Raw genomic sequence first — 10,802 nt, 5'->3', positions numbered from 1 at the left:
CCCCGGACCCCCGGGGGTCTCCCGTCGATGTCCCGCACGTCATGTCGCCGTAACCGCTGATTCAGACTGCCTTGCGACGCTCGGCCAATGCAGCCCGCCGTGCCCGACCCGCCCCCGGAGAACGGGAAGCTCCGCCTCACTCCCGCGCTCTCCGACGCGCCCATCGGCGTACCCACGCGGAAGAATGGCTCCATGAGCCAGCAGAACACGCATGGACAGGTACAGCACGCCCAGCCTTCCGTCGGTTCCATCGCCGCGCACAGGCCGCACACCATCGCCGCGACCATCTCCGACCTCGCGCCCGACATCGACGCCGACCTGGACGCGTACGACGAGGACGCCCAGGTGGGACACGACGGCGTCGAGCTGCCGCAGGGGCGGTTCCTGGACCGGGAGCGCAGTTGGCTCGCGTTCAACGAACGAGTGCTCGAACTGGCCGAGGATCCGCAGACCCCCCTCCTCGAACGGGCTAATTTCCTCGCGATCTTCGCCTCGAACCTCGACGAGTTCTTCATGGTCCGCGTGGCCGGCCTCAAGCGCCGCATCGCGACCGGCGTCGCCACCCGCTCGGCATCGGGCCTCCAGCCCCGCGAAGTCCTCGAACTCATCTGGAACCGCTCCCGCGAGCTGATGGCCCGGCACGCCGCCTGCTACCAGGACGACGTCTCCCCCGGCCTCGCCGAGGAGGGCATCCAGCTGGTGCGCTGGCACGAGCTGACGGAGAAGGAGCAGTCCCGGCTCTTCACCCTCTTCCGGCAGCAGATCTTCCCCGTCCTGACCCCGCTCGCCGTCGACCCCGCGCACCCCTTCCCGTACATCTCGGGACTCTCCCTCAACCTCGCCGTGGTCGTACGCAACCCGGTCTCAGGACATCAGCACTTCGCACGCGTGAAGGTACCGCCGCTGCTCTCCCGCTTTCTGGAGGCCTCTCCTCAGCGGTACGTCCCCATAGAGGACGTCATCGCCGCTCCCGCGCACCTCCAGGAGCTGTTCCCGGGCATGGAGATCCAGGAGCACCACATGTTCCGGCTCACCAGGAACGAGGACCTGGAGGTCGAGGAGGACGACGCCGAGAACCTTCTCCAGGCCCTGGAGAAGGAGCTGATGCGGCGCCGCTTCGGGCCGCCGGTGCGGCTGGAGGTCGAGGAGACCATCGCCCCGAACGTGCTCAGCCTCCTCGTGCGCGAGCTGAAGATCAGCGAGGCCGAGGTCTACCCGCTGCCGGGCCCGCTCGACCTCACCGGCCTCTTCAGCATCGCCAAGCTGGACCGGCCCGAGCTGAAGTACCCCAAGTTCGTGGCGGGCACCCACCGCGACCTGGCCGAGGTGGAGTCGGCGTCGGCGCCCGACATCTTCGCTGCCCTTCGCGAACGCGACGTACTCCTGCACCACCCGTACGACTCCTTCTCCACGTCCGTCCAGGCGTTCCTTGAGCAGGCGGCGGCCGACCCGGACGTCCTCGCGATCAAGCAGACGCTCTACCGCACCTCGGGCGACTCCCCCATAGTCGACGCCCTGATCGACGCCGCCGAGTCGGGCAAGCAGGTCCTGGTCCTCGTCGAGATCAAGGCCCGCTTCGACGAGCAGGCCAACATCAAGTGGGCGCGCAAGCTGGAGGAAGCGGGCTGCCACGTCGTCTACGGCATCGTCGGCCTGAAGACGCACTGCAAGCTCTCCCTCGTCGTACGCCAGGAGGGCGAGGCCCTGGTCCGCTACTCGCACGTGGGCACCGGCAACTACCACCCGAAGACCGCCCGCCTTTACGAGGACCTCGGCCTGCTCACCTCGAACGCGGAGGTCGGCGCGGACCTCTCCGACCTCTTCAACCGCCTCTCCGGCTACTCCCGCAGGGAGACCTTCCGCCGCCTGCTCGTGGCCCCCAAGTCCCTGCGCGACGGCCTCGTCTCCCGCATCAACAAGGAGATACAGCACCACCGCGCGGGCCGCCCCGCCTACGTCCGCATCAAGGTCAACTCCATGGTCGACGAGGCGATCGTCGACTCGCTGTACCGCGCGTCGCAGGCGGGCGTCGAGGTGGACGTGTGGGTGCGCGGCATCTGCGCGGTCCGGCCGGGCGTCGCGGGGCTCTCGGAGAACATCCGCGTACGTTCCGTCCTCGGCCGCTTCCTTGAGCACTCCCGCGTCTTCGCCTTCGGCAACGGCGGCGAACCGGAGGTGTGGATCGGCAGCGCCGACATGATGCACCGCAATCTCGACCGCCGTATCGAGGCGCTGGTCAGGGTCCAGGACCCGGCGCACCGGTCGGCCCTGAGCCGGCTCCTGGAGACCGGCATGTCGGACACCACCGCCTCCTGGCACCTGGGCGCGGACGGCAACTGGACCCGCCACTCGGTGGACCCGGAAGGCCAGCCCCTGCGGAACGTCCAGGAGATGCTCATAGACGCCCGGAGGCGCCGGCGTGGCACAGCAACACCCTGAGACGACGGGCATGACGGGCATGACGGCCATGACAGGTACGGCGGGCACGGTGGGCACGACGGGCACGGCGGGCGAGATCCTCGCGGCCCACCTCCAGCAGCAGGCCACGGAGTTCCTCCGCTCGCTGCGGCTGCACCGCGAGTCCACGACGGACGCGCAGGGCGCGGAGGAGTCCCAGGCGGCGGCCCGCGCCCTGCGCCGCGCGGCCCGCCGCATCGGCGCCACGCTGCACACGTTCCGCCCGCTCCTGGACACGGAGTGGGCGGCGTCCCTGCGCCCCGAACTGGCGTGGCTCTCGGGCACGCTGGCCCAGGAACACGCATACGCCACCCGCCTGGACCGCCTCCTGACAGCCCTCCACCGCCTTTCGGGCCCACCCCCGGTACCAAGCCCTTCGGCCCCTCCCGCTGTGGGCAAACGTTCCGCAGGGGCGGACCCCACCCTGGACGCTCCCGCTGTGGGCAGGCGTTCCGCAGGGCGGAACGGGTGGGCACAGCCCCCAGCGCCGGGCACCGAGGAAAGAGGCGGCACCCCCCGCGGCCTGACGGTAGGCGCAGCCAAGGCCGCAGCCCTGCTGGAACGCCAACTGACCCTCGCCCGGACGCGGGCCCACTCCACAGCCCTGCAAGCCTTCGGCTCCTCCCGCTTCCACGCGGTAGCGGACAACGTGGCCGTACTCGCCAGCGAGGTCCCCCTGCGCGACAGCGCGGACGACCTGAAACCGCTGGCCGCCAAGGCCGAGGCGGACCTCACCGAGGCCGTCACCGCGCTCCCCCTCGGCCAGGCCGGCCACCCGTACAACGCCGAGGCCCTGCTGCACGGCCTCGCCGCCGAAACCGCCCCGGACGCCCAGGACGCCCCCTGGCTGAAGGTCCGCTCCCTGCTGCGCCTGCACCGGTACGCCCAGGAGGTCCTGGGCCACGCACCCCCGGAGCCCCGCCTCGCGGACGCGAGCCACGCCCTGAACATCCACCGCGAGGCCGCCGCGGCCGCCTCCGCCGCCGCGCAGGCCGCCCGCACCCCCCGCATCGCCCCGGCCACGGCGTACGCCCTCGGCGTGCTCCACGCCGACCAGCGCCACGAGGTGGAGGCGGCGAGGTTCGCCTTCCAGCAGGCCTGGCAGCACGAGACGGTACGTACATGAGCGAGGCCACCATCCTGGCCGCCGGCTGCGTCCTGTGGCGCCCCTCCACGGCCGGCGGCACCCCGGAGATCTGCCTGGTCCACCGCCCCAAGTACGACGACTGGTCGCACCCCAAGGGCAAGCTGAAGCACTCCGAGACCCCCCTGGCCGCCGCCCTGCGCGAGGTCGAGGAGGAGACCGGGCACCGCTGCACCCCCGGCGCCCGCCTGCCCACCGTCCACTACACCGTGCAGGGCCGCCCCAAGCGGGTCGACTACTGGGCGGCACGGGCCGGCACCGGTCACTTCACGCCCCATCGCGAGGTCGACCGCATCATCTGGCTGCCCCCGGCGGCGGCCCGCGAGCGTCTCACCCAGGTGCGCGACCGGGGGCTTGTCGACGCTCTGCTCAGGGTACTTAACCCTGCGTAGCGAACCCGCTACATACTGTGTGGCGATGTCTAACCAGGCCGACCGCCGAGGTTCACCCGCCGTTCACTCGTGCCGCTCGGTGGCTTCACCTGTCCTGCCTAATTTCAGCCTTACCAAGACAGACATCGCACGCCGCCAGCAAAGGGCCGGCGGCTCCCGGAAGGAAAATCCGAAAGTGAAGCTTCAGCGCAAGAACCGGCTCCGCGCCCTCTCCCTCGGCGCCCTCGCCGTCTCCGGCGCCCTGGCCCTCACGGCGTGCGGCTCCGACGACACCAGCGGCTCGGGCGACGGCGGCAAGGAGACGAACGCCAACGCCAACATCAAGTGCGACGACGCCAAGGGCCAGCTCGCGGCCTCCGGTTCGTCCGCGCAGAAGAACGCGATCGACGCCTGGCGGAAGGTCTACACGACCAACTGCAAGGACGTGCAGCTGAACTACAACCCGACGGGTTCGGGCGCCGGCATCACCGCGTTCCTCCAGGGCCAGACGGCGTTCGCCGGTTCCGACTCGGCGCTGAAGCCCGACGAGATCGAGAAGTCGAAGAAGGTCTGCAAGGACAGCCAGGCCATCGACCTGCCCATGGTCGGCGGCCCGATCGCCATCGGTTACAACGTCCCCGGCGTCGACAAGCTGACCCTGGACGCCAAGACCCTTGCCGACATCTTCAACGACAAGATCAAGACCTGGGACGACAAGGCGATCGCGAAGCTCAACCCCGACGCCAAGCTGCCCAAGACCAAGGTCCAGGCCTTCCACCGCTCCGACGAGTCCGGCACCACGGACAACTTCACCAAGTACCTGAAGGGCGCCGCCCCCAGCGCCTGGCCCTACGAGCCGGGCAAGTCGTGGGAGCCCAAGGGCGGCCAGTCCGCGAACGGCTCCGCCGGTGTCGCGGGCCAGGTCAAGCAGACCGCGGGCGCCATCTCCTACTTCGAGCTGTCCTACGCGGGCGACGGCATCAAGACCGTCGACCTGAAGACGGAGGCCAAGGAGCCGGTGAAGGCCACCGTCGACAACGCCTCCGAGGCGATCTCCGAGGCCAAGGTCGTCGGCAAGGGCAAGGACCTCGCCCTGGAGCTGAACTACAAGCCCACCGCCGAGGGCGCCTACCCGATCACCCTGGTGACGTACGAGGTCGTCTGCGAGAAGGGCAACAAGGCCGAGACGCTCGCCGCCACGAAGTCCTTCCTGACCTACATCGCCAGCGAGGACGGCCAGAACGTCCTCAAGGAGAACGACTACGCGCCGATCCCGGCCGAGATCATCACCAAGGTCCGCTCCACCGTCGCGGGCCTGAGCTAGTTGAACCGAGTGCGGCCGGCCCCGCAGGACCGGGCCGGCCGCACCGTCCGGTGCACCGCCGCCACGGAGCGCCCGCAGCACGCGCGGCAGCTCCGCAGACCGGAGAACCCCATGGACATAGCAAGCAGCACGACCTCACCCCCACCAGTCGACGACGCGAAACCCGCCGACCCCGTGGACAAGGCCGCCGCCCGCGGCGCCACCCGCCCCGGCGACAAGATCTTCCTCGGGTTCTCCCGGGGATCCGGCATCGCGCTCCTCGCGATCATGGCTGCCATCGCGGTCTTCCTCACCTACCGCACGACCCTCGCGCTCGCCGACAACACGGGCAACTTCCTCACCACCTTCGAGTGGGACCCGGCCGGTGCCTCCACCGGCGGCAAGCCGTACTTCGGCATCGCGGTCCTGGTCTTCGGCACGGTGGTCAGCTCGCTGATCGCCCTGGTGATCGCGGTCCCCGTCGCCATCGGCATCGCGCTCTTCATCTCGCACTACGCGCCGCGCAAGCTGGCCACCCCCATCGCGTACGTGATCGACCTGCTGGCCGCCGTGCCCTCGATCGTGTACGGCCTGTGGGGCGCCCTCGTGGTCGCGCCCAACCTCACCGGCCTCTACAGCTGGCTCGACGACTACTTCGGCTGGACCGGGATCTTCGAGTACAACGGCGGCGCCCCGCGCTCCCTGATGACCGTCGGCATCCTCCTCGCGATCATGATCCTGCCGATCATCACGAACGTGAGCCGCGAGGTCTTCCTCCAGGTCCCGAAGATGCACGAGGAGGCCGCGCTGGCCCTCGGCGCCACGCGCTGGGAGGTCATCCGCATGTCGGTCCTCCCCTTCGGCCGCTCCGGCATCATCTCCGCCTCGATGCTCGGCCTCGGCCGCGCGCTCGGCGAGACGATCGCCGTCGCCACCGTGCTCTCCCCGTCCTTCCTGATCAACGCGTCCGTGCTCGACTACGGCGGCGGCACCTTCGCCCAGAACATCGCCAGCAAGTTCAACGAGGCCAGTGAGTACGGCCAGGACGCGCTCATCGCCTCCGGCCTGATCCTGTTCATCATCACGCTGCTGGTCAACGGCGCGGCCCGCCTGATCATCGCGCGCCGCAAGGAGTACTCGGGGGCCAACGCATGAGCACCACGACACCCACCCCGTCCGGGCCGCTCACCAAGCGCCCCTCGACGCTCAAGGCCGCCAGCCTCCCGCGCTGGTCCCCCCTGGCCGTCGCCGCCGGCTCGGCCGCCGTCGCCATCGGCATCGGCGCGGGCGCCGGACTGCACAGCCGCATCCAGTGGGGCCTGATAGCCGCGCTCCTCTTCATCGCCGGCTCGTACGCCCTCGCGGTGACCGTCGAGGGCACCCGCCAGGCCAGGGACCGCCTCGCCACCTCGCTGGTGTGGGTGATGTTCCTGCTGGCCGTGGTCCCGCTGGCTTCGCTGATCTACGAGACCGTCCAGCGCGGCATCAAGGTCTTCGACGTCTACTTCCTCACCCACTCCATGGGCGTGCTCTCCGACGACGAGACCGGCGGCGGCATCTACCACGCCCTCATCGGCACCCTCCAGCAGGTGCTCCTCGCGTCGGCCATCGCCGTGCCGATCGGCCTGCTCACCGCGATCTACCTCGTCGAGTACGGGCGGGGGAAGCTCTCCAAGGTCATCACGTTCTTCGTGGACGTCATGACCGGCATCCCCTCGATCGTCGCGGGCCTTTTCGTCCTCAGCTTCTGGATCCTGATCCTCGGCTTCGGCTACTCCGGCTGGGCCGGAGCGATGGCGCTGGCGATCCTGATGATGCCGGTGATCGTCCGCTCCACCGAGGAGATGCTCAAGCTCGTCCCGAACGAGCTGCGCGAGGCCTCGCTCGCCCTCGGCGTGCCGAAGTGGCGGACCATCCTGAAGGTCGTCCTGCCCACCGCGATCGGCGGCATCACCACGGGCGTCATGCTCTCGGTGGCCCGCATCGCCGGTGAGACCGCGCCGGTCCTGCTCCTGGTCTGGGTGAACCCCCTGATCAACACGAACCCCTTCGAGGGCTCGCAGGCCTCGCTGCCGCTGTACGTCTACCAGCAGTACGCGGCAGGCACCGACGCGTCGTACGACCGTGCCTGGGCGGCGGCGCTCGCCCTCATCGGCTTCATCATGATCCTCAACCTGGCGGCCCGCGGCGTAGCACGCTGGAAGGCCCCCAAGACGGGCCGCTGAGCGGCCAATCAGCGCCCCTCTCGCACTTCCCCCTCGAAAGAAGCAGTGATCCCCATGGCCAAGCGAATCGACGTATCGGGCCTGACCGCCTACTACGGCTCCCACAAGGCGATCGACGACATCTCGATGACCGTGGAGCCCCGCTCGGTGACGGCCTTCATCGGCCCGTCCGGCTGCGGCAAGTCCACGTTCCTGCGCACCCTGAACCGTATGCACGAGGTCACCCCGGGCGGCCGCGTCGAGGGCAAGGTGCTCCTGGACGACGAGGACCTGTACGGCAGCGGCGTGGACCCGGTGGCCGTGCGCCGCACGATCGGCATGGTCTTCCAGCGCCCGAACCCCTTCCCCACGATGTCGATCTTCGACAACGTGGCGGCGGGCCTGAAGCTCAACGGCTCGTACAAGAAGTCCGAGCTGAACGACGTCGTGGAGAAGTCCCTCAAGGGCGCGAACCTCTGGAACGAGGTCAAGGACCGCCTGAACAAGCCCGGCTCGGGCCTCTCCGGCGGTCAGCAGCAGCGGCTGTGCATCGCGCGGGCGATCGCGGTCGAGCCGCAGGTCCTCCTGATGGACGAGCCGTGCTCGGCCCTGGACCCGATCTCGACCCTCGCCATCGAGGACCTGATCGGCGAGCTGAAGGAGCGCTTCACGATCGTCATCGTGACGCACAACATGCAGCAGGCGGCGCGCGTCTCGGACCGCACGGCCTTCTTCAACCTCTCCGCGGTCGGCCAGCCCGGCAAGCTCATCGAGATCGACGACACGGAACGGATCTTCTCCAACCCGTCCGTACAGGCCACCGAGGACTACATCTCGGGCCGCTTCGGCTAGGCCACCCCTGACTCCCCGCGGTGCTGCATGGCGGTGCCACCGCAGGGACAACAAAGAAGGGCCCGCCCCTGGCTCCCGGGGGCGGGCCTTTCCGATGCACGGGGGGCGCCCCGAAGGGGCGCGGGGAACTGCGCGAGCAACCCCCACAAAGCGGCACTAGAGGAACGCGAGATTAACGACCCAGAAGCTAACAGCCGCGACAAGCGCAGCCGCAGGCATCGTGATGAACCACCCAAGAATGATGTTCTTGGCCACCCCCCACCGCACCGCGTTCACACGCTTCGTCGCCCCCACACCCATAATCGCGGAAGTGATGACGTGAGTCGTCGAGATCGGCGCGTGGAACATGAACGCGGTGGTGAACATGATGCCCGCCCCCGTCGTCTCGGCGGCGAACCCCTGCGGCGGATCCAGCTCGATGATCTTGCGCCCGAGCGTCCGCATGATGCGCCAGCCACCCGCGTACGTACCCGCCGAAAGCATCAGCGCACAGGCGACCTTCACCCAGATCGGAATCGGCGCGTCCGCGCTCTGCACATCGGAGATGACCAGGGCCATCACCACGATGCCCATCGTCTTCTGGGCGTCCTGGAGACCGTGCCCGAGCGCCATGCCGGCCGCGGAGACCGTCTGCGCGATACGGAAGCCGCGCTTGGCCTTGTGCGGGTTGGACCTGCGGAACATCCACATGATCGCGCACATCACCAGATAACCGGCTACGAGGCCGACCACCGGGGAGATGAACATGGGGATGACGATCTTGTCGAGGACCCCGGACCAGATGACCCCGATCCCACCGGCGAGCGCCGCTCCGACCATGCCGCCGAAGAGCGCGTGCGAGGAGGACGAGGGAAGCCCGAAGTACCAGGTGATGAGGTTCCACACGATCGCGCCGATGAGCGCCGCGAAGAGGATCCACATGCCCTTGTCGCCGTGCGGGGTCTCGATGATCCCCTCACTGACGGTCTTGGCGACCCCGCTGCCCATGAAGGCACCGGCGAGGTTCATCACCGCGGCCATGGCGAGCGCCGCGCGTGGCGTCAGCGCACGCGTGGAGACGGAGGTGGCGATGGCGTTCGCGGAGTCGTGAAAGCCGTTCGTGTACGTGAAGCCGAGCGCGACGCCGATGGTCACGACCAAAGCAAAGGTGTCCATGGAGGGGTCAGGACTCCTTGACCGCGATGGTCTCCACGGTGTTCGCCACATGCTCGAAGGCGTCGGCGGCCTCTTCGAGGACGTCCACGATCTGCTTGAGCTTCAGCACCTCCATGGCGTCGTACTTGCCGTTGAAGAGCTGGGCCAGGAGCTTGCGGTGGATCTGGTCGGCCTGGTTCTCCAGACGGTTGACCTCGATCCAGTACTCGGTGAGGTTCTCCATGGTCCGCAGGTTCGGCATGGCCTCGGCCGTCAGCTCGGCGGCCCGGGAGAGGACCTCGATCTGCTGCTCGACGCCCTTGGGAAGTTCCTCGACCTGGTAGAGGACGACCAGGTCGACGGCCTCCTCCATGAAGTCCATGATGTCGTCCAGGGACGACGCGAGGTTGTAGATGTCCTCGCGGTCGAACGGCGTGATGAACGAGGAGTTCAGCTGGTGGAAGATCGCATGCGTCGCGTCGTCTCCCGCGTGTTCCGCGGCCCGCATACGCTCTGCGATCTCGGCCCGCGCGGAAGAGTCCGCTCCGAGCAGTTCCATGAGGAGCTTCGAGCCCGTGACGATGTTGTCCGCGGATGCGGCGAACATGTCGTAGAAGCTCGTCTCCCTGGGGGTCAGACGAAAGCGCACGTGGGGTCCTCGGGGTGCTCTGGATGCGGTCAGGCTGATGCTAGGCGCATCATCCGGCCACGGCTAACCGGCCGCCCCCCAGTGTCGCCCATCAGGCACAGTGATCAGCACACCCCCCGAGAAATCGGCTAAGATATACCCACCAGGGGTATATGGATCAGCGGAAATGCCCCATGCCCCTTACTGGAGGAGGACGCGATGACGACCACCGACGCGGCAGCGGTGACCCCGGAGACGCCCGAAGCGCCCTCCGACCACGGTGACCACGCTCACGGCGTGCACGGGTACCACAAGCAGAAGGACGAACACCTCAAGCGCCTGCGCCGCATCGAGGGCCAGATCAGGGGCCTGCAGCGCATGGTCGAGGAGGACGTCTACTGCATCGACATACTCACCCAGGTCTCGGCGAGCACGAAGGCGCTCCAGTCCTTCGCCCTCCAGCTCCTGGAGGAACACCTGCGGCACTGCGTGGCGGACGCGGCGGTCAAGGGGGGCGCGGAGATCGACGCGAAGGTGGAAGAGGCGACGAAGGCGATCGCGCGGATGCTCCGCACGTAACGCTCCCGCGAGGGTTGAGCACCCCAAACCCCGGGCTCGGATTGCTCGGGAGCGGTACGGGCCCCGCCCGGTTGCCGGCCGCGCCCACGGAGCCCCTACCTCCGCCACTCGGTGCGGGTGAACGGGTGGG

At 68.8% G+C, this 10,802-nt stretch carries 10 protein-coding genes; 8 read left to right on the top strand and 2 right to left on the bottom strand.

Annotated elements, in window-relative coordinates; translation table 11 throughout:
• Positions 1 to 87 precede the first annotated feature (87 nt).
• The 7 genes from GKQ77_RS18895 (at position 88) to pstB (ending at position 8,331) form a co-directional block, all read left to right on the top strand.
• On the top strand, positions 88 to 2,439 hold the full coding sequence (locus GKQ77_RS18895) for an RNA degradosome polyphosphate kinase (RefSeq protein WP_219690090.1): 2,352 nt from the start codon (positions 88 to 90) through the stop codon (positions 2,437 to 2,439).
• Positions 2,420 to 3,583 (top strand): CHAD domain-containing protein, encoded by a 1,164-nt coding sequence (locus GKQ77_RS18890; protein WP_372459924.1) that lies wholly within the window; start codon positions 2,420 to 2,422, stop codon positions 3,581 to 3,583. The genes GKQ77_RS18895 and GKQ77_RS18890 overlap by 20 nt, the downstream gene beginning before the upstream one ends.
• A complete protein-coding gene (locus GKQ77_RS18885; protein WP_219690089.1) occupies positions 3,580 to 3,993 on the top strand; it encodes an NUDIX hydrolase in 414 nt (137 codons plus the stop codon). The genes GKQ77_RS18890 and GKQ77_RS18885 overlap by 4 nt, the downstream gene beginning before the upstream one ends.
• Positions 3,994 to 4,168: 175 nt before the next feature.
• Positions 4,169 to 5,296, top strand: coding sequence for a phosphate ABC transporter substrate-binding protein PstS (gene pstS / locus GKQ77_RS18880; protein ID WP_219690088.1), 1,128 nt, complete (start codon positions 4,169 to 4,171; stop codon positions 5,294 to 5,296).
• Between the two features lie 111 nt (positions 5,297 to 5,407).
• Positions 5,408 to 6,430 carry a phosphate ABC transporter permease subunit PstC gene (pstC, locus tag GKQ77_RS18875; RefSeq protein ID WP_219690087.1) on the top strand — a complete coding sequence of 341 codons (1,023 nt, stop codon included), beginning with the start codon at positions 5,408 to 5,410 and terminating at the stop codon, positions 6,428 to 6,430.
• On the top strand, positions 6,427 to 7,500 hold the full coding sequence (gene pstA / locus GKQ77_RS18870) for a phosphate ABC transporter permease PstA (protein WP_219690086.1): 1,074 nt from the start codon (positions 6,427 to 6,429) through the stop codon (positions 7,498 to 7,500). Before pstC ends, pstA begins: the two co-directional genes overlap by 4 nt.
• A gap of 54 nt (positions 7,501 to 7,554) precedes the next feature.
• Positions 7,555 to 8,331, top strand: a complete 777-nt coding sequence (pstB, locus tag GKQ77_RS18865) for a phosphate ABC transporter ATP-binding protein PstB (RefSeq protein WP_055533214.1) — start codon at positions 7,555 to 7,557, stop codon at positions 8,329 to 8,331.
• Between the two features lie 156 nt (positions 8,332 to 8,487).
• Here pstB and GKQ77_RS18860 read toward each other — a convergent pair whose 3' ends face one another.
• Complete coding sequence (locus GKQ77_RS18860; protein ID WP_219690085.1) at positions 8,488 to 9,486, bottom strand: inorganic phosphate transporter; 999 nt, start codon at positions 9,484 to 9,486, stop codon at positions 8,488 to 8,490.
• A gap of 7 nt (positions 9,487 to 9,493) precedes the next feature.
• Positions 9,494 to 10,114 carry a DUF47 domain-containing protein gene (locus GKQ77_RS18855; RefSeq protein WP_125513699.1) on the bottom strand — a complete coding sequence of 207 codons (621 nt, stop codon included), beginning with the start codon at positions 10,112 to 10,114 and terminating at the stop codon, positions 9,494 to 9,496.
• Positions 10,115 to 10,312: 198 nt separating this feature from the next.
• Between GKQ77_RS18855 and GKQ77_RS18850 the strand changes: the two genes are divergently transcribed.
• Positions 10,313 to 10,672, top strand: a complete 360-nt coding sequence (locus GKQ77_RS18850; RefSeq protein ID WP_258021551.1) for a metal-sensitive transcriptional regulator — start codon at positions 10,313 to 10,315, stop codon at positions 10,670 to 10,672.
• Positions 10,673 to 10,802: the final 130 nt, after the last annotated feature.

Source organism: Streptomyces anatolicus, from assembly GCF_019400875.1.
Lineage (GTDB): Bacteria > Actinomycetota > Actinomycetes > Streptomycetales > Streptomycetaceae > Streptomyces > Streptomyces anatolicus.
This window is presented reverse-complemented; position numbering and strand designations above follow the sequence as displayed.

Excerpts from the sequence above, each read along its gene's own strand:
- GKQ77_RS18895 (WP_219690090.1), top strand. The coding sequence starts at position 88 with ATGCAGCCCGCCGTGCCCGACCCGCCCCCGGAGAACGGGAAGCTCCGC.
- GKQ77_RS18885 (WP_219690089.1), top strand. The coding sequence starts at position 3,580 with ATGAGCGAGGCCACCATCCTGGCCGCCGGCTGCGTCCTGTGGCGCCCC.
- pstC (WP_219690087.1), top strand. The coding sequence starts at position 5,408 with ATGGACATAGCAAGCAGCACGACCTCACCCCCACCAGTCGACGACGCG.
- pstA (WP_219690086.1), top strand. The coding sequence starts at position 6,427 with ATGAGCACCACGACACCCACCCCGTCCGGGCCGCTCACCAAGCGCCCC.
- pstB (WP_055533214.1), top strand. The coding sequence starts at position 7,555 with ATGGCCAAGCGAATCGACGTATCGGGCCTGACCGCCTACTACGGCTCC.
- GKQ77_RS18860 (WP_219690085.1), bottom strand. The coding sequence starts at position 9,486 with ATGGACACCTTTGCTTTGGTCGTGACCATCGGCGTCGCGCTCGGCTTC.
- GKQ77_RS18850 (WP_258021551.1), top strand. The coding sequence starts at position 10,313 with ATGACGACCACCGACGCGGCAGCGGTGACCCCGGAGACGCCCGAAGCG.